The 24,350-nt window shown below is 44.4% G+C and carries 26 protein-coding genes; 8 read left to right on the top strand and 18 right to left on the bottom strand.

All coding sequences use genetic code 11. The features are described 5' to 3' along the window. Positions 1–39 precede the first annotated feature (39 nt). Positions 40–1,356 (bottom strand): ABC transporter substrate-binding protein, encoded by a 1,317-nt coding sequence (locus NSU01_RS10045; protein ID WP_076242680.1) that lies wholly within the window; start codon positions 1,354–1,356, stop codon positions 40–42. A 318-nt stretch (positions 1,357–1,674) separates the two neighbouring features. Here NSU01_RS10045 and NSU01_RS10040 point away from each other — a divergent pair, with 318 nt between their 5' ends. The 3 genes from NSU01_RS10040 (at position 1,675) to NSU01_RS10030 (ending at position 4,176) form a co-directional block, all read left to right on the top strand. Further along, positions 1,675–2,592, top strand: coding sequence for an ArsR family transcriptional regulator (locus NSU01_RS10040; RefSeq protein WP_039304509.1), 918 nt, complete (start codon positions 1,675–1,677; stop codon positions 2,590–2,592). Positions 2,593–2,938: 346 nt separating this feature from the next. After that, entirely contained in the window at positions 2,939–3,358 is a 420-nt protein-coding gene (locus tag NSU01_RS10035) for a hypothetical protein (protein ID WP_179093423.1), read from the top strand. 20 nt (positions 3,359–3,378) lie between these two features. Continuing rightward, positions 3,379–4,176, top strand: coding sequence for a DEAD/DEAH box helicase family protein (locus tag NSU01_RS10030; RefSeq protein WP_218639432.1), 798 nt, complete (start codon positions 3,379–3,381; stop codon positions 4,174–4,176). On the opposite strand, the gene NSU01_RS10025 is transcribed toward NSU01_RS10030, so the two are convergent. The 8 genes from NSU01_RS10025 to NSU01_RS09990 all read right to left on the bottom strand — a co-directional run bounded on the left by NSU01_RS10025 (position 4,109) and on the right by NSU01_RS09990 (position 11,951). Continuing rightward, positions 4,109–4,687 carry a type I restriction endonuclease gene (locus NSU01_RS10025; RefSeq protein WP_083705140.1) on the bottom strand — a complete coding sequence of 193 codons (579 nt, stop codon included), beginning with the start codon at positions 4,685–4,687 and terminating at the stop codon, positions 4,109–4,111. The genes NSU01_RS10030 and NSU01_RS10025 overlap by 68 nt on opposite strands. Before the next feature lie 112 nt (positions 4,688–4,799). Beyond that, positions 4,800–5,912 (bottom strand): AAA family ATPase, encoded by a 1,113-nt coding sequence (locus NSU01_RS10020; RefSeq protein ID WP_218639429.1) that lies wholly within the window; start codon positions 5,910–5,912, stop codon positions 4,800–4,802. Beyond that, positions 5,909–7,297: a hypothetical protein gene (locus NSU01_RS10015; protein WP_076242677.1), complete on the bottom strand. Its 1,389-nt coding sequence runs from the start codon at positions 7,295–7,297 to the stop codon at positions 5,909–5,911. Before NSU01_RS10015 ends, NSU01_RS10020 begins: the two co-directional genes overlap by 4 nt. Before the next feature lie 11 nt (positions 7,298–7,308). After that, complete coding sequence (locus NSU01_RS10010) at positions 7,309–8,970, bottom strand: hypothetical protein (RefSeq protein ID WP_076242676.1); 1,662 nt, start codon at positions 8,968–8,970, stop codon at positions 7,309–7,311. 45 nt (positions 8,971–9,015) lie between these two features. After that, on the bottom strand, positions 9,016–9,324 hold the full coding sequence (locus tag NSU01_RS10005) for a hypothetical protein (RefSeq protein WP_076242675.1): 309 nt from the start codon (positions 9,322–9,324) through the stop codon (positions 9,016–9,018). Positions 9,325–9,461: 137 nt separating this feature from the next. Beyond that, positions 9,462–10,517 carry a hypothetical protein gene (locus NSU01_RS10000; RefSeq protein ID WP_076242674.1) on the bottom strand — a complete coding sequence of 352 codons (1,056 nt, stop codon included), beginning with the start codon at positions 10,515–10,517 and terminating at the stop codon, positions 9,462–9,464. A gap of 5 nt (positions 10,518–10,522) precedes the next feature. Continuing rightward, entirely contained in the window at positions 10,523–11,323 is an 801-nt protein-coding gene (locus NSU01_RS09995; RefSeq protein ID WP_076242673.1) for a DUF6884 domain-containing protein, read from the bottom strand. Beyond that, positions 11,310–11,951 carry a hypothetical protein gene (locus NSU01_RS09990; protein WP_076242672.1) on the bottom strand — a complete coding sequence of 214 codons (642 nt, stop codon included), beginning with the start codon at positions 11,949–11,951 and terminating at the stop codon, positions 11,310–11,312. Before NSU01_RS09990 ends, NSU01_RS09995 begins: the two co-directional genes overlap by 14 nt. 119 nt (positions 11,952–12,070) lie before the next feature. Between NSU01_RS09990 and NSU01_RS09985 the strand changes: the two genes are divergently transcribed. Further along, positions 12,071–12,373 carry a hypothetical protein gene (locus NSU01_RS09985; RefSeq protein ID WP_076242671.1) on the top strand — a complete coding sequence of 101 codons (303 nt, stop codon included), beginning with the start codon at positions 12,071–12,073 and terminating at the stop codon, positions 12,371–12,373. After that, on the top strand, positions 12,363–12,596 hold the full coding sequence (locus NSU01_RS09980; RefSeq protein ID WP_076242670.1) for a hypothetical protein: 234 nt from the start codon (positions 12,363–12,365) through the stop codon (positions 12,594–12,596). Before NSU01_RS09985 ends, NSU01_RS09980 begins: the two co-directional genes overlap by 11 nt. Positions 12,597–12,719: 123 nt before the next feature. Here the strand turns inward: NSU01_RS09980 and NSU01_RS09975 are convergent, their stop codons facing one another. Further along, on the bottom strand, positions 12,720–13,283 hold the full coding sequence (locus NSU01_RS09975) for a Uma2 family endonuclease (RefSeq protein WP_179093422.1): 564 nt from the start codon (positions 13,281–13,283) through the stop codon (positions 12,720–12,722). Between the two features lie 181 nt (positions 13,284–13,464). On the opposite strand from NSU01_RS09975, the gene NSU01_RS09970 reads away from it, so the two are divergent. Then, positions 13,465–14,859 carry a SpoVR family protein gene (locus NSU01_RS09970; RefSeq protein WP_042135191.1) on the top strand — a complete coding sequence of 465 codons (1,395 nt, stop codon included), beginning with the start codon at positions 13,465–13,467 and terminating at the stop codon, positions 14,857–14,859. Between the two features lie 335 nt (positions 14,860–15,194). Here NSU01_RS09970 and NSU01_RS09965 read toward each other — a convergent pair whose 3' ends face one another. The 4 genes from NSU01_RS09965 to NSU01_RS09950 all read right to left on the bottom strand — a co-directional run bounded on the left by NSU01_RS09965 (position 15,195) and on the right by NSU01_RS09950 (position 17,893). Continuing rightward, a complete protein-coding gene (locus NSU01_RS09965; protein WP_179093421.1) occupies positions 15,195–15,347 on the bottom strand; it encodes a hypothetical protein in 153 nt (50 codons plus the stop codon). 380 nt (positions 15,348–15,727) lie between these two features. After that, a complete protein-coding gene (locus tag NSU01_RS09960; RefSeq protein ID WP_256703747.1) occupies positions 15,728–16,630 on the bottom strand; it encodes an AraC family transcriptional regulator in 903 nt (300 codons plus the stop codon). Positions 16,631–16,709: 79 nt separating this feature from the next. Beyond that, a complete protein-coding gene (locus tag NSU01_RS09955) occupies positions 16,710–17,162 on the bottom strand; it encodes a flavodoxin domain-containing protein (protein WP_076242668.1) in 453 nt (150 codons plus the stop codon). A gap of 143 nt (positions 17,163–17,305) precedes the next feature. Then, positions 17,306–17,893: a TetR/AcrR family transcriptional regulator gene (locus NSU01_RS09950; RefSeq protein WP_042140920.1), complete on the bottom strand. Its 588-nt coding sequence runs from the start codon at positions 17,891–17,893 to the stop codon at positions 17,306–17,308. Positions 17,894–18,052: 159 nt separating this feature from the next. On the opposite strand from NSU01_RS09950, the gene NSU01_RS09945 reads away from it, so the two are divergent. Further along, complete coding sequence (locus tag NSU01_RS09945; RefSeq protein ID WP_052421748.1) at positions 18,053–18,781, top strand: hypothetical protein; 729 nt, start codon at positions 18,053–18,055, stop codon at positions 18,779–18,781. Positions 18,782–18,934: 153 nt separating this feature from the next. Here the strand turns inward: NSU01_RS09945 and NSU01_RS09940 are convergent, their stop codons facing one another. Then, entirely contained in the window at positions 18,935–20,830 is a 1,896-nt protein-coding gene (locus NSU01_RS09940; RefSeq protein WP_076242667.1) for a PrkA family serine protein kinase, read from the bottom strand. A 170-nt stretch (positions 20,831–21,000) separates the two neighbouring features. Here NSU01_RS09940 and NSU01_RS09935 point away from each other — a divergent pair, with 170 nt between their 5' ends. After that, the gene (locus NSU01_RS09935; RefSeq protein ID WP_076242666.1) at positions 21,001–21,795 is read left to right on the top strand and encodes a DUF2161 family putative PD-(D/E)XK-type phosphodiesterase; all 795 of its coding nucleotides are present in this window, start codon (positions 21,001–21,003) and stop codon (positions 21,793–21,795) included. 751 nt (positions 21,796–22,546) lie between these two features. On the opposite strand, the gene NSU01_RS09930 is transcribed toward NSU01_RS09935, so the two are convergent. The 3 genes from NSU01_RS09930 to NSU01_RS09920 all read right to left on the bottom strand — a co-directional run bounded on the left by NSU01_RS09930 (position 22,547) and on the right by NSU01_RS09920 (position 24,174). Further along, positions 22,547–23,371 carry a glucose PTS transporter subunit IIA gene (locus NSU01_RS09930; protein ID WP_256703746.1) on the bottom strand — a complete coding sequence of 275 codons (825 nt, stop codon included), beginning with the start codon at positions 23,369–23,371 and terminating at the stop codon, positions 22,547–22,549. A gap of 83 nt (positions 23,372–23,454) precedes the next feature. Continuing rightward, the gene (locus NSU01_RS09925; protein WP_156118576.1) at positions 23,455–23,601 is read right to left on the bottom strand and encodes a hypothetical protein; all 147 of its coding nucleotides are present in this window, start codon (positions 23,599–23,601) and stop codon (positions 23,455–23,457) included. 36 nt (positions 23,602–23,637) lie between these two features. Continuing rightward, entirely contained in the window at positions 23,638–24,174 is a 537-nt protein-coding gene (locus NSU01_RS09920; protein WP_042135182.1) for a hypothetical protein, read from the bottom strand. Positions 24,175–24,350 lie beyond the last annotated feature (176 nt).

Genomic DNA, 24,350 nt, shown 5'->3' with positions numbered 1-24,350 from the left:
AAATAATTTTGGGCGTTAAATGATTGTGTTCATTTATGTTTACTTTTTAAAGCTTTGTTTTTGTTCCTTGTAAGCCGCATACAGTTCCTTTGCAGCCTCTTTCGTATCGACCTCACCATAATCCAGCTTAGTGATTACATCCAGTGACACATCATTCAACTTTGCTGTATCCCATTTGAACATAGTAGAAAGCTTGCTATCATTTTTTTCATCGCCTAATTTTGTGATTTCAGCTGTTAACGGAGTAATCAGATTGTTTTTTTCAAGCACCTCTTTTCCCGCTTTGCTGTCGGGAACACCATTTTCAAGCATTTGAATCTTATTTGCTTCTTCACTATTCATTAAAAAGTTAATTAGCTTCGCAGCACTTTCTTTGTGTTTTGTTTTTTCAGGAATGGAATATACCATGGCAGGCTTCGTCCAGACACCCGTAGATTTTTCATCTTTCATTGAAAGAAAGCCAGCCACCTCTAAATCAAAGCCTTGTTCTTTTAGCTGATTTTGTATGGTATTCGTATTCGATGTAAACTCGAATAAGCTAACCCACTTTCCTTCCATTATTTCTGTTGCTGTCGCACCTTCTATTGACCCTGAGTTATCCACTTCTTTTTTGGATGGCATAATTCTTTTCTCTACCAATTCGCGATAGAAAGATAGCATGTTCTCAAAATCAGATTCTTTGTAATTTAAATTTCCATTATCATCAGAAAGCGGAAGTCCGGTTTGCTGTGCTAAAATTGAGAAAAATACGATCGGGGACGCATATTTTGACCCTACCAAATTCGCCATCGGATAATGATCCTCTGGCAACTTATCTCTCATTGCAAAAAGATCATCCCAAGATTGGGGTGCTTCAATTCCATATTTATCAGTCACCGTTTTGTTATATAGTAACGGTCTATAGACAGTTGAAAGGGGAAGCCCTAACAGTTTACCGTCCTTTTCTAAGGGCGCAAGCACATTTTGTGAAAAATTAGAAAGACCCAGTTCTTCGCCCAACTCTTTCAAATCTGATAATTGATTTTCATATTGATCCACCCACATGGAATCTAAACGAATAACATCAGGAGCAGTCCCTCCAGACAATTGGGTAGTCATTTTTTCTTGATAACCAGCATATCCGGCGAATTCCGCCTTAACTTTAATATTAGGATTTTCTTCTTCAAATTTACTTATAGCTTCTTGCACAGCTTTATTACGCGAATCGCCTCCCCACCAACTGATGCGAAGCTCTTCTTTTTTGCCACTTTCTTTTCCACCATTACTAGCTGAATCACTGGTTTTCCCACACCCTGAAAGAAGTGAAACTACTAATAGTCCCGCAACAATAATAGTTAACTTTTTTGTGTGTTTCACAGTAAACCCTCCTCCAAATAACTTATTTTTCTTTGTTTTACTTGTCCAAGCAAGCAAATACTATCATGATGAAAACGTTATTTCAAGCTTGTATCAACGTTATTTCTGATTTTCAACTTTGTGGTATACAAAAAAAAGTCACCGCTTAACTAGACCTTTTATTGTAAACAAAAAAGTTAACAATATGTTATACACTTGATTTTTCAGATACGGAAAGTATTGGCGGGGTACGAAATGTGAGTTATAATGTTCAACAGCCGCGAGAAGCTAGATTTATGAGAATTGATTCCGCTAGTAAATCCGAGTGAGGAGGTACATATGTTCTTAGAACTCGATGAGAATGGTATTTCTGTTTTGAAAGCACTGGCATCTGACACAAGAGCTTCAATTCTCAAATTATTGTTACATACGCCTCTTAATGTTAGTGAGCTCGCCAAAAAACTAAAATTAAGCAAAGCTATCGTTTCACGCCATATCCGATTACTAGAGGACGCCAAGATAATCAAGCTCCAGGAAAACTTAGAGGTTACCGATAGCAGAAAGAAGAATTTTATTCTTGCTGTTGATCATATTTCCATCAACTTACCAGAAAAACTTCATCTTCCTTTTAATGTGATTACTAATGAAATCAAGCTTGGATACTATTCTAATTTTTCAGTCACCCCTACATGTGGATTAGCTAGCCCAACTAAAGTAATCGGAAAGTTAGATGATCAACGGGCATTCGTATCCAATGACAGGATCGATGCTTCATTACTTTGGTTTGCGGAGGGCTTCGTTGAATATATTATTCCGAATGATTTTAACAAAAATTTTACTGCAGAATTATTAGAGTTATCCCTGGAGCTTTCTTCAGAGTTTCCTGAATCCAACAATAATTGGCCAAGTGATATCGCGTTTTATATAAACGATGTTTTTTTAGGCACCTGGACGGCTCCAGGAAATTTTTCAGATGTACGCGGAAAATTAACACCAACCTGGTGGGATAACAAACTTAGCCAGTACGGCCTTTTAAAACATTTAAGAGTCACCAAGAAAGATACCGGAATAGACGGTCAAAAAATATCATCGGTTACACTTGCCAATTTAAAGATCGAAGATTCCCCCTTCATCAAGTTGAAGATTAGTATTGATGATCATTCTAAAAACAAAGGTGGACTTACTATTTTCGGGGAGCACTTTGGAAATTATTCGCAGAATATTCTACTTAAAATATTCTATACCGAAGCAGAATAATGAATGTTTAGGCTATATAAGACGCACTTAAGACTTGAACTTGAAGCTTCATCGTCACTGCGGTGAACATTTGGACTTCCGGCGCTGTTGTCCCCAGATTTCTTGATTAATACCGCTCTTCGCGTCCGGTGACGAAGGCGGTCGCTACCGCTCCTGCAGTTCCAAATTTCCACTCCGCTTCTTTTGCTTTTGTTAGTTTCTTTAGTGCTTCTTATATAGGCTTCGAATCTCTAAGGTGCTTACACAAAAAGGCTCTCCATGAACGATATACATCGTTTTGGAGAACTTTTTTATGGATCATATTCTGATACAATATAAGGACAAACCAAATTGGAGGTGCCAGCCCATGCAATGGGAAGAGGTTCGGAAGATTTATCCCAATCAATACGTTAAGCTGCAAATCCTTGCATCACATACCGAAGGCAACACTAAGTTTGTGAATGAAGTCGCACTGATCCGTGCTATTCAAGACCCCCAAGAAGCGACTAAGGAGCAGCTACAATCTAAGGATGGCGTGATTGTGTCACATACCGGAAATGATGGTTTGAAGGTTGAGATTCGTGCTTTTAGTAGACCAAGAGTGGCTCCAATGACCAGAATACTTACAGATGAACAAAAGAAGCAAATGACCTCGGTTATCTTCAAAGATGAAGGTGTCCTCTCTCAACTTCAACAAGCTCAAAAGGATCGTAGAGATGGAATTTCCACTTACAGTGACAGCGAAGAGGAGTTTGCCCAGTTACTGAACAAGACCCAGAACGAATAAATAGCCTAACCTCTTAGCATATTCGCTGTGGGTTAAAGAAGAAAATATTATTTTTAGCGGACAGAAATGTATTGGTAGACCAAACGATATCAGGTGATTTCAAGCCATTTGGCGGTAAAATGACAAAGGTTGAGAACAGAACCCTAGACAGTTCCTATGAGATTTATCTTGCTCTGTATCAGCAGCTTTCAGGTGATGACGGAGAAGAAGCCTATCTGCAATTTCAACCGAACTTCTTCGATCTGATTGTTATAGACGAGTGTCATAGAGGCAGCGCAAAAGAGGATTCTGCATGGAGAAAAATCTTGGATTACTTTTCATCAGCCACTCATGTAGGATGTACTGCTACACCTATTGAAACGAAGGAAACCTCAAGCCAAGCTTACTTTGGTGAGCCTATTTACGAGTATTCTTTAAAGCAAGGGATTGATGATGGCTATTTAGCCCCATATAAAGTGATAAGAATTGGCCTTGATAAAGACCTTGAAGGGTATCGACCAGAGATTGGGAAAGTCAATAAACATGGCTATGAAATTGAGGATAGAGAATATAATATCAAGGATTATGACAGAACCTTGGTTATTGATGACAGGACGAGGGTGATTGCAGCCAAGATTACTGAGTTTTTAAAGAAGACAGACAGATTTAGCAAAACGATTGTTTTCTGTGTGGATATTGAACATGCAGAGCGAATGAGACAAGCTCTAATTAATGCAAACAAGGATTTGTATGCTGCAAATGATAAATATATTATGCGTATAACAGGGGATAATGACGAAGGGAAAGCACAACTGGAATATTATCCACAGTTCGATTAATAGCTATACGCTGATAATATCTAGGGATCTTGTAATTAGGCACATAATAATAAGGTTCGAGAAGCACCTTTTCTTCTGCATCGGTTACATTCTTATCATTTAAGTATCGTCTATATAAGTCCTCTGGCGAGGGGAATTCTCCAAGGCTTAGTTCACTTACTTCACCCGTGATTAAATTTTGCTCAATAAATCCATCCCCATTGGAAGCATATACATAATAGATGTCGAGTGCTTTTGCATAGGCAATGGCTTGCTGCAAACCTGCACCAACTGAATGATTGTTATCCTTTGCTTCAATGACAGCTAGAGGAAAATTGTTTTTATAGAACAGAACATAATCCGCTCTTTTCCTCTTGCCTCTAGTTGTGACATTACCACGAAGTATGATTCTGCCAGCCGTAAAAGCATATTCCAGACGAATTTGTTTTTTTATATCCCATCCTGCATTAGTGATTGCTGGTGTGATATATCTGGCTTTGATATCTTCCTCAGATAAATTTTTCTTTGCCATAGGCTCAGTCCTTTCCGTCTGATTTTATCTGGATGAATATTATGAAGTTCTTATTAAACGTGGTTATTTATATTAGCTAACTATCGGAATTGGTTTACAATGATCACTACGACTATCCAAATATTATATCTTGAGAGACATCTTCTTTAGTAATTAACATCAACGATTCTTTAGTAATATGCTCCGTCAACCTAGAGAGTCTCTTTGATTGATTCAGCGTTATGTCATCAAACAAATTCCGCACAAGACGACCATTTGAAAAGTGATCATTTTTTTCATTTAATTTCATTTGTAACACATTACGGACTTTTTCAATTGCCTCCTCTTGGGCAACATAATCATTTTGATTGCACGTGTAATTGAATATTTGAACAAGCTCATCGAGTGAGTAATCACTGAATGAAATAAATGTATTGAATCTTGACTTTAATCCTGGATTGGATTCAAAGAACTTCCCCATTAAATTTGTATACCCAGCTACGATCACAACTAGGTCATCGCGATAATCTTCGAGAGCTTTTGTTAACTCAGTAAGGCTTTCTCTCCCATAACTATCGCTATGATCATTCTCTGTTATGCTATACGCCTCATCAATAAATAGGACTCCACCTTTTGCACGATTAATTAATCTTTTCACCTTAATTGCTGTTTGTCCTTGATACTCAGCAATTAAATCAGTCCTGCTCGCTTCAATGAATTGACCTTTACTCAGTAATCCGATAGCTTTGTACATTCTCCCAACAATACGAGCCACTGTAGTTTTAGCTGTACCAGGATTTCCAAGAAACGCCATATGTAAAGTTTTGTTAGACTTCTTTAGTCCGTTTTTCTCCCGTAAATGTTGTACTTGATTAAAATCAATCAAATCACGGACTTGCTGCTTCACATTTTCGAGACCAACCAAATCATCTAATTGGTTAAGTAGCACATCTAGTGAGACATTGGACGACTCTTTTAAGTCCTGGAAAATTCCATCAACTTTTGATGCTCCAAGATATTTATATAACATCTCAACAATTTTTTCTTGCTTTTGTTCCATGTTAGGTAAGGATTGTTTCTTAGTTAAGATACCTAAGTTTTTGATTAACTCTAAAACAGCCCTATCATTTTGTTCATCAGTTATTTCTCGAACTAATCGTTCAAAATCAGATGTTTGTCCCAAGAAAACATCTAACTGCTTTGTTTCTTTAATCAGCTGGTATTTGTAATTCTCTGAAATCATCATAAAACCTCACTTATTATCAAAACTACTAGAATACATATGATAGTGATAGTTGTAAATGAAATAATTTGAGTAATCTTCAACGTTTCTGATAAATTTCTTGTCAACAGATTAAGCTCAACAACCTCATTTTTGGCCATTGATAATTCAGATTCAAAATATGCTGATATACTTTCTGCTTGTTGCTCTATTCCTACATTGAGTTTCTTAATAGCATCTTCAATATCTTTCTTGTTTGTTATGACTTCGTTAGTCATTAAATCCAGTTTAGCATCAAGCTCCGAATTTTTTCGATCGGCTTTTTCAGATAAGATCTGGATATTATCCTGAATCAATCGTTTCATATCATTGAGCTTCTCTTCATGGATATCAATTTCTTTATTTAGAGTTTTGATATATGCAGATATACTTTCTGCTTGTTGCTCGATTCCACTATTGAGTTTCTGAATAGCATCTTCAATATCTTTCTTGTTTGTTGTGAATTCGTTAGTCATTAAATCCAGTTTGGCATCGAACTCAGAATTGTTTTGAACGACTTTTTCAGATAAGATCTGGATATCATCCTGAATTAATCGTTTTATATCAATGAGTTTCTCTTCATGAATATCAATTTCTTGGTTTAGAGTTTCGATGTTAGTCTTATTTTCTGTAATTATTACTTCGATTTTAGATATATTTTCATTTTGATTTGAAACTGCTTGAAATTGTTCAACTTGAAATTCTTTTAAGTAATTGAAATCATCTTGAAAAACTGAAAGTGAAGATAAGAATGATTTCACTTCATCGGTAAGATCGGCTAATGTCAGATCTTGAGCCTCAACCTTGGTTTCAAATGCTTTAAGTTTACTTTGCATTGTTGAAAGATTACCGAAAATTATATCAACATCGGTTAAGTGTTCGATCTTCTCTATTTTTTCTTTGAATTTTTTCAAAACTTGGATGACTTGCTTCTGCTGATTAATTATTTGTGTGATCTCATTTTGATTTGTTTGAACGCCTTCGATTCCTTTTAATGCTTTCGCGTTAGCTTCTTCAGCTGCTTTCAATGAGATCAAAATTCCATGAATATATTCTTTATCTAATGCGGAAAACGTATCGTAGATAGTGTTGAATTCTTTAATTGTTCTAACAAGAACTTGATTCTGTTTAATCATTTTATCCTGAATATTTTGAGTCAGCCTATTCAGGTCATCACCCGTTACTTTATAATCAAACAACCCAAAAGGTCCCCTTGAACCTGGAACACTAGGTAAAATCTCTTCTTTAGGTATTTTTTCACTAAATTCTTTTAATTTATTTTTCTTTTTATTGAAATCATTGGTGCTGTTATTCATAATGGCTATCTGGTTTTTATTTTGATTATGCTTTGTCTCGGTTTTAATTGACATTTCTGATCACCTCAAAGTAAATCTTCTAAATCATTTTGCATTTGAACTAAACTTTTCTGATTATCACTAATGATTTCTTTATTTTTTTTATCATTGGCCTTATCTCCAGCAAATATCTTAGTAAGCGATTGTTGCATTATGTCCTTCGCTAATGTGTGATTCTCTGAAATTTCGCTCATAACATTTTCTTTACTTGCGGCTACATAGCTTTCAGCTGCAAATAGTTGTACCTGCTGAAGATTTATAAGCTTATTTTTCTTATAAATAATTTGCTGATCAATCTCTTCTTTTGCCTTTCTGGAGATAAATTTATCGATAAGATTTAGTACGATTGCGCCAACTAATCCAGACACTAAGCTTGATAAAAACAAACCAATCATATTCGCAAGAGTGCCAATCAGTGGGATCTCAATTTGCATTCCAGGAACTGTAGTAAATAAGAACTTTTCAAAAACCTCTCCTAAGAAAATTGCACTACCACCAACTAATCCAACTGTTATTATTTTTCCAACTTGTGCTACCTTTACGGACAAAGGTTTTTCCTTATTTTTCTTATCTCGAAGAAAATTAACGGCTTCAACAACAGACGATATCCCTTGCTTAATAAAACTTGATAATTTCTTGAATAGACTTACTATAGGTCCGAAAATTTCAGATACTATTGTGCCGATTAAAGTTGATGCTCCCGTCTGAAGAACACTGTATATTTTGGAGAAGAATGATCTTATAGATTCTTTCATATTAGATAAGAATCCATTAAGCGACTTAGATTTCCCCTTGAAAAAACGGACTAAACCATTCATGATTTCTTTCAACAGTGTAAAAAGCGCTGAGATAGCCATTGTCTTTAAGGCATCTTTCCCAGCTTTTTTCCCTACTTCTTTAGCTACATCCAATCGAATATCTTTATTAATTGCTTTTCTTGCTCCGTTATCAGCTTTCATCATAAGATCGTCATCAGCAGCAATTTTATTGTTAAAACGTTTGTTATTTTCTTCTTTTTGCCAACGTTTATCAGCATCGGACATATTTGATTCATCAATCTTTTTATTTGCCTTTTCGTTTTGTTCAACCAGAGATTTTTCCCTAGTCTCACGGGTTTCTGTATACTCTTTGTTACTCTTGGCTCCTTTACTTTTATTTAAAGATTCGTTTGTCGGCTTTAGGTTTTCCCCTTTGTTGGCAAGGCTAGCTACATCTAAATTTGCTTGCTTCCTTCTTTGATTATCGAATAGCTCTTTTCTTGATACGACATGATCTAAATTAGCCTTTTCTCCAAGTTTCAAGTCTTTTCCTGTGTACTCATCCTTCAAATTTCCAGTTTGTTGTTGCTCCTTCATTGCCTTATTGGCATCTTTGTATCGTTTATCTTGCATAACGGAATCGGCAATATCCTTATACTCTTCAGGATGCTCTCTATCATATTTTTGAATTAATGTTTCATTAGTCATGTCGAGACCAATTTGATTCCCAAACTGTTTCCAAACCTCATCCAAGACTATTTTCCCTAAAGAATCAGGATCAGATAATTTTTCTCTATCACCTTCCAGTAGCTCTAAATCAGAAAAGCTTTCTTCCAACTGTTTTGATAAAAAACCTTCAATTTCTTCAAAATCAAAGTCAGTTTCAATATTATTAATTTCAATATTTAAGATTTCATTTTTATTAGCCACAGATTCAAACAGTCCTTCCAAATAAATTTTTATAATTATACTGTTCTACAGAAGGAACGCCTCATCGTCATCCAATGTCGGGAGTTCAAAGATCTCCGTAGACGAATGATAGCTTTCCAGCTTGGGATCTTTGAACGCTGCTTCATCTTGACGGTTTAGGGTGCCTAGCTGTCTGCCTAAATTATAGCTCTTCTGCTTCATACCTGGAGTTAACTCAAATTCACCTATGTATTTCGTTATCGTTTCTCCCCAAACATACCAAGCTTGCTTAATTAGAGAAGTATTCGGGTTAATATAAACGTTCCGCTCAGCCATTTTGGCCAGATCGGATAGAATGTTCCAATGGTTCGACAAGAAAGTTTAAATTGCTATTACTCATACCATTCACCTCTGGATGATTTATTCTTGAAATGTAAAATGATGCATAGGAAAATATTCCTAAGTCCATAATAACATGTCTAAATACAAGGGGAGTATTAAAAAATGAGGACTCAAATTGAGTCCCCTACATTTGTTTCATCTATACGTCTTAGCCATGCATCGAAATAACTTCTACTGAGGTTCTCCACCCAATGATTACATAATAGATAATCATAACCATAGATCAAATACGGATCAGCGTAGAATCTGGGTCGTCCGTTGATATTCCGCTGTTCGGTCAAGGAAAGGTTAGGGTCGACCTTCTTCAATACAGGATAAGTGATGTTAAATGTTTTCTTCGAGTAGTCCAGTCGCTGCAACCGCTCAATCTCTTGCACAGTTAATACATCATTCGCAATCAAGCGTTCAAAACTGGATTTAACAAAAGCACCAATCTTTATTTCCTCAGATCCTTTAAAATCAGCAGGTAATTTCTTTGTTTTCACTGGCGATTTCGGTAGGTTTACTGGCTGTTTATCCTCCGCGAAAAGATTATACATTTGTATACTTCGCATAAACAGCTCCGAAGTATCTGACACAGAATTAGATAAGGCTGTTACAACATTGAAAATTTTCTCCTTGAAGTCCTCATTGCAGAGGAGCTCAAAGCGAAAATCTAAACCTTTTGCATGGAACAGATCCTGGAGTTCGGCTATGTAGAGTTGCAGCGGTTCACGTATTGCTCCATATATTTTTGGAGCAGCAAATATAATATTTCCAGCATTCAAATTGAAATACCCATGAATTGCCATAGCAGTGCGAATCATTTTCTTCAGCACTCTGGAAATTGTTTCTTCCTTGGAGCCGTAATTCAGGCCATACTCATGAAAAGCTACATCTATTCCGTATATACTCTCAACACCATTTAGCCCTCCAACTTCCATACCCAAAGCATCAATCTCCGCCTGTTGGAGTAGTTGAGAGAATGAACTGTTTTGCTTAAACAAATCAAGGCTGTATTTCTCTTTAAAATACAGGTCTGAATCTTTCATCATACTTTCGACGACCGCTTCGTTATGAATCTCCCACGACTTCACCGATGGCTTCCAATTCAACTGAACAAGCTGACAATTCTTTGCATGTCTCAGCCATGAGAGCATCAAGGATTCTCCGATTTCTATTTTCAACAGAGCTACACCTCATCGCCTATTTTTCTGAATGCAGTCTTCTCTCCAAGCGTGACTGAATCCACTTCCCAACCAGCGAGCAGCCAAGATTTAGCTTGTGTATTCGTCAAAGCATTAGCCCACCACGGACGATATTTACTTGCAGATGCAGGCAGTGCGAAACCTAGTACCGTCTCGATTTGGCCTATAGTCATAATCACTTGCTTACCTTCGGTACTCAGTAAATATCGATAGAGTGAAACGTATTTCCCAACGTTATTCTCCATAAGATTCTTCGGCTGATCTCTATGCTTTTTCAAAGTAGGCCGTACATTAACTTCAGACGGTGACTCCAGTGAATCTCCAGATATCTCCTCATGTCCTTCCAGCGCTCGGGTCAACCTTTGCAGCATATAGCCGATCCCCGTACAATCGCTTAGAGGAAAGAACAATTCCTGTCCTTGATTAAATACAGCCTTAGCTCGATCCGCATAATGCTTGCCGCCCAGCACCGTAATCTCCTGATATTTGAATAATCCCTTGCTTTCAGCCTGCTCTTTCAATTGAGCGATAAGAATGGTCTCACTGGAAGGCTTAATGAAGGACACGTTATAGTCCTCTGGAATCATATCCTCAGGAAATAGAAAACCATATTTTGCAGACAGAATCACCCAATGATCGAAGAAGGTTTTAGCATACCTTTGACAGGCCACGGCAAAAACACCTGTATAAACGTTCTGCGCTTCTACAGGTCCAATTGAAGGCTGTTTATCCCATATTTTCGCGGCACCGCAGGGAATAATACAAAGCGATTTATCTCGATTCACTGGCGAGTACCTCGATTCTGTCAAAATCTTGGTTATTCAAGGGTTCTTTATACAACTCGTTCACTTGCCAAAGTCCACTTCTTCTTATTTTTTCATGGGGTGATGACATCCCAAGCCATTGAACAGAAGGAGCGCACTCATCACATAACGATAACGTAGATATGAGCCTGGATTCCAAAGATAAACGCTCTTGTTTATCTTCTATAGCCAGCACACAAAATGAGAAATGCTTCTGTATATAATCACTGACTCTGTTCTCGATATTTGACTGATATGCTGGATCTACCAGATGACCATTATTAAGTTTAGCTTCCCGAGTTGTAAAATCGAGTTCCCATACACTTGCGTATGGATCTTTGTCTCGGTTCAGCAGGCACCTACCTATGTTCTTGCGAAATATACTTCTATCCTTATTCTCCTGAACAAAATGCTGCTTCAAACGCGACCTAAGTTGATTAAGGCCTGTATGGGTACCAACTCGAACGATCCGTTCCGCATCATGCCCGTATTCCCCCGTTTCAAAAAGCAAATAGACCCCATTTCTGGGGATCACGTTGTCCTCGAAGGGAAAATGATGCCGAGTCATTTTATGGACGATCTCATGTAATTCACAACAGTGTTGGCTCATACAGATTGGCCCCCTTTAGATCTAGAAAATCATGATATTCAAGTGTTAATAAATGTAATCTTAACACAATAAGATTGCTATTGGTTTATGATATAATGAGCGAAAGTAAGGTGAGCAGAATGTCCATTTCCAAGGAACAATTAGAACAGAGCTTTCAGGGCAAATCTTACGTAGACCTTAAAGACTTGGTCCCGCTAATTGAAGAAAATTTTGGATTTAACGTTACTCTGCAAAGGAAAGATGAGCGGCCTACATTTACAGATGAACAAAAGAAGCGAATGACTTCAGTTATTTTTAAAGATGAAGGTGTTCTGTCTCAACTACAGCTAGCTCAAAAGGATCGTAAGGAAGGGATTTCCACATACAGTGACAGCGAAGAGGAGTTTGCACAATTACTGAAAGAGGCCCAGAATGAAATCTGACCAATACAAGGTTCTCTGGACTACTTACGCTCGGGTAGCACTTGCCCATATGAAGGAATTAAAAGTAGACCCTATGAACGTCTTTAGGCGTTCTAAGTCTGTTTTGGCTGATGAACCCAAATATAAAGCTGATGGAGTTTCTGACTTCCCTGGTTTTGAGTTTAACGGATACTACTGGGTGTTAATCGGTAATGTGATCATTATAAATAGCCTAACCCATTAGCGTATATCGCATATGAGCTAGGCTTTTTCTATATCCTAATTTTTCCCAGATCATATCTGGCCCGATTCTGAGTACAAAAACAACCGGCCAAGGATATATCCCGCCGGCTGATTGTATTTGTTGTTATAAACTAAATAACGTGTTCATTGGAATTTGTAAATCTTTAAAGACGATGGATTTAACCGATTCCTGCTCCGTATATAAATGACGTACCTGGTAACTGCCATCCTCCAAAGTATATACATGAACCGTTCGATTCCCAGGATCCACAATCCAATATTCCGGAACTCCATGCTTCTGATATAAATTGAACTTCTCATTAAAGTCCTTAAGTGCAGTAGATGGTGACAGCACTTCAATAATTAGGGTTGGGGCACCGTTACAGCCGCTCTTGGATATTTGGTCCTTAGAACAGACAACGGAAATATCCGGCTCAGTGACATGATCAGGTGATTGATACTCTTCACTTTCACTGAAGAACACATCAAATGGGGCCACAAACACATAGCAGCTCCGGTTCTGGAAGAATGTCCTTAGGGCGAAATGAAGTTCTCCTACAATATATTGATGCAATGAGGTCGGAGCTGGAGACATATTATAGGCTTTGCCGTTAATTAACTCCCAGGTTCCTTCCCAGGTTAGCCAATCTTGATAGGTATGAATTTTCTTCTCATCCGGATTTGACACAATGTCTGGCCTCCTTCTGATTATGTGTACGAGCTTTAACTAATTGTACCATGTTCAAACGAATCGTTGCTAATTTCCACCCGGCCGTACAGACAAGTTCAATATCCCGCCATCATACTCCCTCCCCTCCGCCCATATACATAAGAAGAACGGTTCACAAGCTGGAAGGAGAGATGGATGCATGCCCGGTGATGAGATTAAAGCGCTGGAACGGGCGATTGCCGAGATTACGGAGATTGCTACCGGGTTCGGCCTCGATTTTTATCCGATGCGTTATGAGATATGTCCTGCGGATATCATTTATACCTTCGGTGCCTACGGGATGCCCACCCGGTTCGGACACTGGAGCTTCGGTAAGACTTTTCATAAAATGAAGTCGCAATACGATTTCGGCCTGAGCAAAATTTATGAGCTGGTGATCAACTCAAATCCGTGCTACGCCTTCCTTCTCGACGGTAACTCCCTGGTGCAGAATAAGCTGATTGTCGCCCACGTGCTGGCGCACTGCGACTTCTTCAAGAACAATATGCGCTTCTCGATGTCCAACCGGGATATGGTCGAGAGCATGTCGGCCACCGCTGACCGGATCGCCGATTATTCGGTTACCTATGGAACCGATACGGTGGAGAACTTCATCGATTCTGTGCTGGCGATTCAGGAGCATATTGATCCCAGCCTGATCCAGCCGCGCAAGCTGGGCAAGACCCACCTGCTCGAAGCCAAAATGAAAGAGCGCAAGGACTCCCCTCCCGGCGGTCCCGGTCCTGCGAATGCCTACAGTGAGCTGTGGGATCTGGAGAAGAGCGATGTGGCCCCGCCAACGCCGGAAACTGCAGGCAAACGAACCTTCCCTCCGGAGCCGGAAAAGGACATCGTCTGGTTCATCCAGCAATACTCCACCGCCCTCGAGGACTGGCAGCGCGATATCATGACCATGCTTCATGACGAAATGCTCTATTTCTGGCCGCAGATGGAGACCAAGATCATGAACGAGGGCTGGGCTTCCTACTGGCATCAGCGGATCATGCGGGAGCTGGATCTGACGGCCGAGGAAACGGTGGAATACGCCAAGCTCAACTCATCCGTAGTCCAGCCTTCGCGCCAGAGCCTGAACCCTTATTACCTGGGGCTGAAGATCTTCGAGGATATCGAACGCCGCTGGGACCGGGACAAAATGTTCGAGGTGCGCGAGCTGGATTCCGACATTTCTTTTATCCGCAGCTACCTGTCGAAGCAATTGGTTAACGACCTTGACCTCTATGTCTTCGAGAAAAAAGGCCCGGAATGGAAGATCACCGACAAAGCCTGGGAAAATGTGCGTGACCAGCTTGTGCTGGCCCGGGTTAACGGCGGTTCACCGTACCTCGTTGTCCAGGATGCCGACTATGAGCGTAACGGCGAATTGCTGATCGCCCACCGCTACGAGAGCATCGAGCTGGATCTCAAGTACCTGGAACGCACCCTCCCGCATATCTACTCATTGTGGGGCCGCACCGTGCATCTGCAAACTGTTGTGGAAGACAAAAAAGCCCTTTTTACCTATGACGGCAAAAAGGTGCAGCGGAAGTTTATGTAGCGTGTCCTCTTAGCACAGCTCAACCTGAGCCCGGAGAGTACTCTATGAGGTATTACAATACTAGCAATTGTACTTTGTGCAGAAGAATAATGCTAATTCCTCTGAAAAACAGCATCTATTGTACTTTGTACAATTGAATTTAGAGAATAGGCTGTTTTTTACTCTAAACGCAGAAATCTAATGCACGAAATACAACAGAATGCAGTTCAGTAACAAATATAGGGGTTTCTAATGTACAAAGTACAACCAGCTTGTAAAAGTGGAATCCCAGCGGGGAATTTGCTCGCGTGATGACCTGTGCTAACACATAACTGCTGGCATTCAGTCAGTTCCGGCTAATTTCCCATGATAAAGTGGTAAGTGGTTGGTGTTTTGGTTGGTGTTTTGGTTGGTGTTTTGGTTGGTGTTTTGGTTGGTGTTTTGGTTGGTGTTTTGGTTGGTGTTTTGGTTGTAGTTTTGGTTGTAGTTTTGGTTGTGGCTGTGGTCACACCCGCCCTTTACGAAGTGCCAGCGGGTGTAGCCGCGGTTTACCGGTTTACAAAATCCAGGCCCGCCTGCACATTGGAATGTGCGCTGCGGGCCTTCCTTGCGGCCGCCACCACCAAGCGGCCGGAACAACAGGACTAATAAGCAGGCAAAGGCTGGGCGGTGGGAGTAACGGAGGGGATTTTGGAACTGTAGGAGCGATAGCGTTCGCCTGAAAGCTTTCCATAGGAAAGCTCGCTTCGGAAGCATAAGCTAAGATTGGATTTCCACCGCTGCCCAGCGGTTTAAATGAAGAAATCCAATCTTAGCAGCGACCGGAAGTCCAAAATCCCCGCAGTTACGCCCTTCACCGCACAGCCTTTGCCTCCGCCGTATTTAGCTCCTATTTTCCCCGCCGCTCAATCACCGGAACATATATCTCCATCACCGTATCTACCCGCGCATGGCACCGCTCGTCGTAGTACTCAAAGTTCAGCTTGTCCTCGTCATGTACATAACCGCTTTCCGGGAACCATTCCTCGAAGATATATTGCCACGTAGACTTCACCACTTGGGCAAAATTATCCGGGTTCTCCTCATCGCTGAGATCCACCGGCGGTGTCGTGAATACCGCATACTGCGCAGCAGGCACAACAGCGGTTAGCATTTCCTCAGCCACAAGGCTGAAGTCCTCCACTATAACCCCCAGCAGGTAGACGGCGTTGCCGCCATCGTCTGCCGGAATACATAAGCCAACCTCCCCGTGCTTCAGCGGGTTCAGCTTGGCGTACATTTTATCCTCCAGATTGTCTCCATCATAGTAATACCAGAAGGAAGCGACGTCCTGCGTATAGCTTCCGGCCTCCACGTTCGTTTCGATGCCATAACCAGCCACCCTAAACGCCGGTTTGCTCACCATCACGGGCTCCCTGATATAATCCCCGATTTGGTATACCGATCTGTCCCGGAGATACCCGTCCATCCGTGCCGCATACTGCGAGGGACTATAGCCGAAGGCCTTGCGAAAGGCTTTGGCGAAGCCGCCGGGGGTCTCAAAACCATACTCCAGCGCAATATCCGTAATCCGCCGCCCGCCAAACAGCTCTACTGCTGCCAGGGACAGCCTCCTGCTGCGCACATATTCCATAACCGGCATCTCCCGGCACCGGCTGAACATCCGGCAAAAATGATACAGCGAATACCCCGCCTGTGCGGCAATCTCCTCTGCCGTCAGGTTCTCCCGCAGATGCTCCTCAATATAATCAATACTCCGCTCGATCTCCCTGCTGTAATTCAGGTGCTCCACCAGCCTTTCCCTAACACAAAGCTGATTCCATTATAACAACCGGCAGCCAGCGGGTCAGTTCCAGTTTTGCTGCATTACTCTAGCGGATTAAGGAAGCCTTATCTAATAATCCAGCTGCAAACCTGCGGGCAGCCGCGAAATCCTGCTCATTGGGATGCCCTTTTTTGTCCAGATTGAAGCCCAGCGGGCTGAATTCACCGGGACAGTGGAACTCAGCGATGACATTGCAGCCTTTAGCCGCCAGCTTTGCCTCAACCAGCGCTTGATTCTTGAATACCCCAGATCCGGATGTGCAGAAAATAAAGACATTCTTGTCCCGGAGCGGCATCTTTTTGATGAATTTGAACATCCTGCGGTGGATTTTGGAGGCGTAAATGCCTGAACCCAAGCCAATCAGGTCATATCCGGACAGCATCTCCGGCTTAACGTCCTCCACTTTGGCCAAATCTGCACCCAGCACTTCAGCCATAGCGGCTGCAATCTTCTGTGTGTTCATGCTGCGGCCTGATCTGTAAATAATGATAGTCTTCATAATGACGCCTCAATTCGTTATATTTAAAATATGAATGAACATAATTATATTCATTCATTTCAAACCGGAATAAAATGCCCAGTACATCCACTGAACATTTAATAGTGTATTCTGCCGCCGCCAAAAGAAGCCGGAGACCTTTGTCAATGCTGTGTATCCGTCAAGCCTTTCATGATAAACTCGACTAAATAATCCAGAATCTGCGGGAAATAGCTAACCCCGATCTCTTCCTTGTGGATGTCAATATACGGCACGGAGTTGAACAAGGCAAGAATCATGCCGTCCTCCAGATCCTCTCTGATCTTCCCCTTGGTCTTCCAGTGCCGGATTAATTCCAGCGTGCCGCTGTTCATCATTTCATGAATGCCCTCTATACCGCCATGCTCATAGAATTCCTTCTCCAGCTTGCTGAAAAGAGCTTTGTTGTACCATTCCTTCAGGATTGGATTCGTATGGATCCCGCTGTAATTAAGCGCCATGATTTCTTTGAGCACTTTGGCAGGCTCGTCATCCAGATTGACCGAAGACTGCAGGATGCTCCGCTTCAGCTTCTCGTTCTCCTGCAGATAAATATCGATGAACAGCTTCTCCTTCGAGGCGTAATAATTGTAGAACGTGCCTACGGCGAACCCGCACATTTTGGTAATGTCGGAAATATTGGTGTCCTTGAAGCCCTTGGAACTGAACAGCTCTTTGCCGCATCTGAAAATCTCAGCCTTCTTATCTTCCATCTGTAAGCCCTCCGCGCCTGAGTGAATAATATTAAATTCATTCATAATGTAGCACAGCGCTGCTGTCATTACAACACACTTTTAACTCCCCTGAATCGTATCACTTCAAGGGTGAGATGAATAGGCTGTTGTAATTAATTGAATAATGGAGGTACCCTTATGACCTTTGATAACGAATATCCGAACAGTCAAGCTTATCCATCCGCCTATCCTTATTCTCCGCGTAACACTTCCTTCCCTTACTCGCATTACTACCACCATCTGGTCCGCTCAGAACCCGGTCACACCCTTCCGGCAACAGAAAACCAAAGTGTAAAAAATGAATTCGTAAAAGGGCATATGAACGCAGATGTCGGCAGCGGGCAAGGGATTCATGTAGATGCCGGAGGTGAAGTAGGCGGTAAACACGGCATCGGTGTAAATGCCGGCGGCAATGTTAAATACACCGGTGCTGGTATGCATGCAGACGGCCACATCGGCAACACTTCTTATGGAATCCAGGCGCAAGGTAACACCCATCTGGACAGCGGCCAGGGTCTTGGACTTAATGCAGATGCCCAGGCCTTCGGCAAGTACGGGCTGGCTGCCCAGGCAGCTACCCAGCTGGGCGGCGGCCAGGGAGCCAACTTTCATACGGGGGCGCAAGCCGGAGGTGAACATGGTCTGAGTGCAGAGGCCGGCGGCCATCTGGGCTTAAGTCAAGGTGCCGGACTCCAGACCCAATTGCAGCTCGGCGGTGACAATGGGCTCGGTGCCCAGGCCAAGGCGCAGCTCGGCGGCGGTCAGGGCGCAGGCTTAGGCGTTACCGGACAGGTAGGCAAATATAACGGACAATTAGGCTTTACTATTGGCGGCAAGAATCAGGAGGCCAAGGAGCTTCAGGAGTAAGCCGGGCCCAGTCTATCTTTATAAGGGGAATATCCGAGCGAAGTCATGATTATGGCCGGGTATTCCCTTCTATACGAACAGCACATATTTAGCCGTGACAGGAAAAAGGACTACCTTCCGGCAGTCCCCAAGTTCCGTCAAGCTGCGTCCCCGTCAGCGGTTCAGCAGGCTTCCGACATATTTCAGCAGCTCATTGGCGCAGATCGGGCAGTAGTTGTGCTCATCAATCAGGCGGCGGCTGACTTCGTTGATGCGTTTCAGCTGGCTCTCATCCGGCGTTTTGGAGGAGGTGGTGATTTTGACAATATCCTTCAGGTCGGTGAACAGCTTCTTCTCGATCGCTTCCCGCAGCCGGTCATGGTTGTTGTACTCGAACTTCTTGCCTTTGCGGGAATAAGCGGAAATGCGGATCAGGATCTCCTCGCGGAATGCCTTCTTGGCATTCTCGGAAATGCCGATCTGCTCTTCAATGGAGCGCATTAGCCGCTCATCCGGCTCCATCTCCTCATCCGTGAGCGGGTCGCGGATTTTGGACCAGTTGCAGAAGGCTTCAATATTGTCGAGATAGTTCTCGAACAGCGTTTTGGCGGATTCTTCAAAAGAATACACAAATGCCTTCTGCACTTCGCTCTTGGCGAGAATATCGTATTCCTTGCGGGCAATGGAAATGAAGTTCAGGTAACGCTCGCGTTCCTCCTTCGTAATCGAAGGATGCTGGTCCAGGCCGTCCTTGATCGCCCGCAGCACATCCAATGCGTTCATGCACTGCAGGTCGCCTTTGATCAAAGCGCTGGAGATGCGGTTGATAACATAACGTGGGTCGATGCCGGACATGCCTTCGTCCAGGTACTCGGTCTGCATTTCCTTGAGATCGGCTTCCTTGTAGCCCTCTACCTCTTCGCCGTCGTACATGCGCAGCTTCTTGATCAGGTCCATGCCCTGCTTCTTGCTCTCCTTGAGCCGGGTCAGGATTGAGAAGATCGCCGCCGCCCGCAGCGCATGCGGGGCAATATGCACATGCTTCATATCACTCTGGCCGATGAGCTTGGCGTAGATTTTCTCCTCTTCCGAGACCCGCAGATTATAAGGCACCGGCATGACGATCATGCGCGACTGGAGAGCCTCATTCTTTTTATTGGAAATGAAGGATTTATACTCAGTCTCATTGGTATGGGCAATGATCATCTCATCCGCCGAGATTAACGCGAAGCGCCCGGCCTTGAAATTACCCTCCTGGGTCAGCGACAGCAGATTCCACAGGAATTTCTCATCGCATTTCAGCATTTCCTGGAACTCCATTACCCCGCGGTTAGCCTTGTTCAGCTCCCCGTCGAAGCGGTAGGCGCGCGGATCGGATTCCGAGCCGAATTCCGTGATGGTCGAGAAGTCGATACTGCCCGTCAGGTCGGCAATATCCTGCGACTTCGGATCGGACGGGCTGAAGGTCCCGATACCTACCCGTTCTTCCTCCGACAACAGCACCCGGACAACTCCAACCTGTTCGATATCACTATGGTATTCATTCTTCAGCCGCATCTGGCAGGATGGGCAGAGGTTGCCTTCGATGCGTACACCCAGCTCCCGCTCGATCTCCGGACGCAGCTCCAGCGGAATCAGATGCAGTGGATCCTCGTGCATCGGGCAGCCCGCGATGGCATATACCGCACCTGCATCCGTACGCGAATATTGCTCCAGTCCGCGTTTGAGCAGGGTGACGAGTGTTGACTTGCCTCCACTGACCGGTCCCATCAGCAGCAGGATCCGTTTGCGCACATCCAGCCTCCGGGCGGCGGAATGGAAATATTCCTCCACCAGCTTCTCCACCGCACGGTCCAGCCCAAAGATTTCCTGTTCAAAAAACTTATACCGTTTACGTCCGTTGATGTCCTCGACGCCGTGTGACTTGATCATGTCGTATACGCGGGAATGAGCCGTTTTTGCGGGAGAGGGATCTAGTCTCAGCAGTTCTATATAGTCCTTGAAAGTGCCGCTCCACGCCAAACGGTCGTTCTCAGCCCGATACGAAGCTATACGCTCAAAAATATCCATGGCTCGCTGCCTCCTCTTGCGCTCCTACTTGCTCCACCAAGCTTAGAAAGTGTATTACATACCTATGCGGCGAGCCCGGAATAGTTGACCTCTTTTTTGCTGTGCTATAATAGAGAATCATGATTTCCCTTAAATAATTATGCTGCATTAAGAGCGCAGGAGTGAGTACAATGGCGATCAAACAGGAAACGGAGCTGTATGCTCCTTTGAAGAGTTTTTTTGAGCGGCAGGGCTATGACATCAAGGGTGAGGTACGGACCTGCGACCTGGTGGGCATCCGGGAAGACGAGGATCAGCCACTGATCGTGGAGATGAAAAAATCGTTCAACCTCGCCCTGCTGCTGCAGGGGGTGGAACGGCTGCGCCTTAGCCCTAACGTCTATCTCGCCGTGGAACGCGTGCGGGATAAGAAGGGCGCGGTGAACCAGCGCTGGGGCGAGCTCAGCGGGCTGTGCCGCCGGCTCGGACTCGGGCTGATCACCGTCGTCTTCTACAAGACGAAGGCCCCGCTCGTCGAGGTGCTCGCGGAGCCGGGCGAGGCGCCGCCGCGGGCCCGCAGCGCTGTACGCCGCCGCGAGCGCTTGCTCTACGAGTTCCGCGAGCGCAGCGGGGACTACAACACCGGCGGCAGCACGCGCGTCAAGCTCGTGACGGCCTACCGCGAGAAGGCGCTGCGCGTGGCCGCCGCGCTGCAGGCCCTCGAGGCCGAAGCCGCTGCTGGCGCGGCCGGCCTCGCAGACGGGCGCGCCCCGCTGGGCGGCGCGCCTGACCCAGCCGTGCGCGGCGTGACCCCCGCCGCGCTGCGCAAGCGAAGCGGCGTGCCGGGCGCCGCCGCCTACCTGCAGAAGAACTACTATGCGTGGTTCTTCCGGGTCGGGCGCGGCCGCTACACGCTCACGGCCGCCGGCACTGCAGCGCTGATCGAATACGCCGCGATCGCGGAGATCAGCGCAGGCAAGCTGTAGGCGGCTTGCCCCGCTGGAGCGGGGACTATGGATTCGCGGCTACCCCTCGGCTGGGGAGTCGCGAATCCATGATTACCGCTCCACCCTCCGGCCCCGCCGCAGCAGCGATGCCGTCCTTAGCATCTTGAACAATCCCGGACGGAGCGCCAAGCTCGCGCTTGTATGTCTTCGTCCTAACGCTGCGGCTTTATTCCAGCGCTTCTGCGCCTAGAATTCACGCAGGAAGGCTCATTCCTATTCTACAGCCACCCAACAAGTGGAATAATAGCACTTAACTTCATGACTTTATCCCGTCAGAACGGTTTAGTTGGATAAAAAGCATCTAATTGATCTGATTTCGAATCGAATGGCCGATTCCGAATCAATAGATGTATTATTTCCATTTAAATTCCTGAAATCTCCAGTTTCAGAAGAATTAAATGCTCTTTTTCCACCTATTCCGTGAGGAAGGGCAGAGCAGAATTGGGCAGAGCAAAAAGGCACGCATACGCATACAGATACAAAAGGAGTCATCCCGAACGCAGACCCCCTGCGTGGCGAGACAACTCCTTTTTTCCAACCTAGTTCTTTCACTTGTTCTTGTAATCGTTCTTCTAGTCGTTCTTCCAGTCGTTCTTCCAGTCGTTCTTCCATTACTTTCGCGCCAGACTTACAAGTCTCAGCCCTACATCCTCCCACACCTTGCAGTCACACCCGCCTTATGCTTTTGGCTTTTCGGCTATCTAACTTTTCAGCTTTCCAGCTACCGTGCCTAAGCAAGCACCGTATACAGCAGCTCCTTCTCCTTAACGGAGGAGCGGCCGGAAGGCAGGATTTGCTGGATGTTCGTGATAATGACCGGCGTAATTGTGCTGTAGCCTGCCTTCTCGATCTCAACATGATCGAATTCCATCAGCAGATCGCCGACAGACACCTTGGTTCCAGCGGTAACCTTAGGCGAGAAATATAGTCCCTTCAGCTTCACGGTGTCGATCCCGATGTGGGTCAGCATTTCGGCTCCGCTGTCACTGACCAGACCAATCGCATGGCCGCTCTTCGACAGCGAGAACACCGTTCCGTTGACCGGCGATACCACGCGGCCTTCGGAGGGCTGAATGGCAAAACCCTGACCCATAATTTCTTCGGAGAACGCCGGATCATTCACTTCACTCAGCGGCTTCACTTCACCTGCAATCGGACTGAACACTTCTTCATTAACCATCGTCGGTTCCACCCGCGTTACAGCAGACGTAGCCGTCACGCTTGCTGCTGCCCGAGGTGCTGCTTCCACAACCGGCGCTGCAGCAGCTTCAGGCTCATCTTCAAAGCCCAAAATATAAGTGACGACAGCCGCAACCGCAGCACCAATTGCAAAGCTGATGACCGAATAGACGAAGGTCGCTCCAATAACCATCGGAATCCGGGAGAGCCCGGCAAGTCCGCCGATGACATAAGCTTTGACTTTGAACAAGCTGAGGAACGCACCGCCGACAGCTCCGCCGATCAGGGCAGAGATAAACGGTTTCTTAAGACGCCTATTTACGCCATACATAGCAGGCTCTCTAATCCCCATAAAGGCCGTAATACTTGTGGACATGGATAGAACGTCCCCCCAGACCCCAGCAGCGTAGTACCGTTGGATGCAGAATCGCAGCCCCTATTGCTGCAGCAATGTACATATCACTGCCTAGCTTGCGGGCAGCCCGCCCCATCCGGTCCCCACAGCCCTACGATTCTCCCCTTGGGAAGGGCCAGGCTGAGGCCGTCCAGTGCAACCTTCCTTCTGTATCCTTTGGCCAAATTGCTGCACTCCAGTATGTTCTCCATTACATCACTCCTGCTCATCGGAAACTTACAGGTGTGTTATTTCTGCTGGAGCAGAATCATTGATTTCGCTGCATCCTCAAAATCCTTCCGGTCAAACATTCTGGCTGAGAAGATTTCAAAATGGGTGTTATCTATTTCACCATACAAATATTCCACCGTACTTTCCTCCTCGCTAATCCACTTTCCTTCCAATTGCGGGGACAGCTGCACCTTGGTAACCATTCTATTTCCGCCCCCAGGCTCCAGCTCCTCCATAGATTCAGTAATCGCCATCCGGATGAAATGAAGGGTCAACCGGTTTCCGTCCACCTTGGCCTCTTCAAAATAATCATCCGGACCGCCGCCAATCTCAGGAATATATACGTTCGCCAAGCCTGCTTTTTGCGCCGCTTCCCGGATCTCCTGGAGCTGATTCCGGCTGTAGTGCAGCTTGTTGACCGGTTCCTCACATACAGGAGTATCTAAAGCCGTAAGGCCCGTTGCCCCTTTGCCAGCAGCAGGTCCTGCGGCTTCAGCGGTTTCGGTGGGTACAGCCGCATCCGGTGGTTCCGGATTACTGCTGCATCCTCCCATTAGCAATACTGCAATGCAAGCTGCCAACCTATATGTTTTGTTTATTTTCATTCTCTTTCAGCTCCGGTTCCTTGGGTTTGGAATAAATTTGACACTCAGCCCAAGTATAGTTCCTTCTACAACACGATAAGTTTCATATTTTTCCGATTCTAAAGACATCTTTGTAAATTCAGTTC

This window comes from Paenibacillus sp. FSL H8-0259, from assembly GCF_037963255.1.
Taxonomy (GTDB): Bacteria; Bacillota; Bacilli; order Paenibacillales; family Paenibacillaceae; genus Paenibacillus_AQ; species Paenibacillus_AQ phytohabitans.
This window is presented reverse-complemented; position numbering and strand designations above follow the sequence as displayed.

Excerpts from the sequence above, each read along its gene's own strand:
- NSU01_RS10040 (WP_039304509.1), top strand. The coding sequence starts at position 1,675 with ATGTTCTTAGAACTCGATGAGAATGGTATTTCTGTTTTGAAAGCACTG.
- NSU01_RS09920 (WP_042135182.1), bottom strand. The coding sequence starts at position 24,174 with ATGGGAGGATGCAGCAGTAATCCGGAACCACCGGATGCGGCTGTACCC.
- NSU01_RS10035 (WP_179093423.1), top strand. The coding sequence starts at position 2,939 with ATGCAATGGGAAGAGGTTCGGAAGATTTATCCCAATCAATACGTTAAG.
- NSU01_RS09955 (WP_076242668.1), bottom strand. The coding sequence starts at position 17,162 with ATGAAGACTATCATTATTTACAGATCAGGCCGCAGCATGAACACACAG.
- NSU01_RS09990 (WP_076242672.1), bottom strand. The coding sequence starts at position 11,951 with ATGAGCCAACACTGTTGTGAATTACATGAGATCGTCCATAAAATGACT.
- NSU01_RS09985 (WP_076242671.1), top strand. The coding sequence starts at position 12,071 with ATGTCCATTTCCAAGGAACAATTAGAACAGAGCTTTCAGGGCAAATCT.
- NSU01_RS09940 (WP_076242667.1), bottom strand. The coding sequence starts at position 20,830 with ATGGATATTTTTGAGCGTATAGCTTCGTATCGGGCTGAGAACGACCGT.
- NSU01_RS09925 (WP_156118576.1), bottom strand. The coding sequence starts at position 23,601 with ATGGAGAACATACTGGAGTGCAGCAATTTGGCCAAAGGATACAGAAGG.
- NSU01_RS09945 (WP_052421748.1), top strand. The coding sequence starts at position 18,053 with ATGACCTTTGATAACGAATATCCGAACAGTCAAGCTTATCCATCCGCC.
- NSU01_RS10025 (WP_083705140.1), bottom strand. The coding sequence starts at position 4,687 with ATGGCAAAGAAAAATTTATCTGAGGAAGATATCAAAGCCAGATATATC.
- NSU01_RS10020 (WP_218639429.1), bottom strand. The coding sequence starts at position 5,912 with ATGATGATTTCAGAGAATTACAAATACCAGCTGATTAAAGAAACAAAG.
- NSU01_RS09980 (WP_076242670.1), top strand. The coding sequence starts at position 12,363 with ATGAAATCTGACCAATACAAGGTTCTCTGGACTACTTACGCTCGGGTA.
- NSU01_RS09930 (WP_256703746.1), bottom strand. The coding sequence starts at position 23,371 with ATGTCCACAAGTATTACGGCCTTTATGGGGATTAGAGAGCCTGCTATG.
- NSU01_RS09935 (WP_076242666.1), top strand. The coding sequence starts at position 21,001 with ATGGCGATCAAACAGGAAACGGAGCTGTATGCTCCTTTGAAGAGTTTT.
- NSU01_RS10015 (WP_076242677.1), bottom strand. The coding sequence starts at position 7,297 with ATGTCAATTAAAACCGAGACAAAGCATAATCAAAATAAAAACCAGATA.
- NSU01_RS09950 (WP_042140920.1), bottom strand. The coding sequence starts at position 17,893 with ATGGAAGATAAGAAGGCTGAGATTTTCAGATGCGGCAAAGAGCTGTTC.
- NSU01_RS09970 (WP_042135191.1), top strand. The coding sequence starts at position 13,465 with ATGCCCGGTGATGAGATTAAAGCGCTGGAACGGGCGATTGCCGAGATT.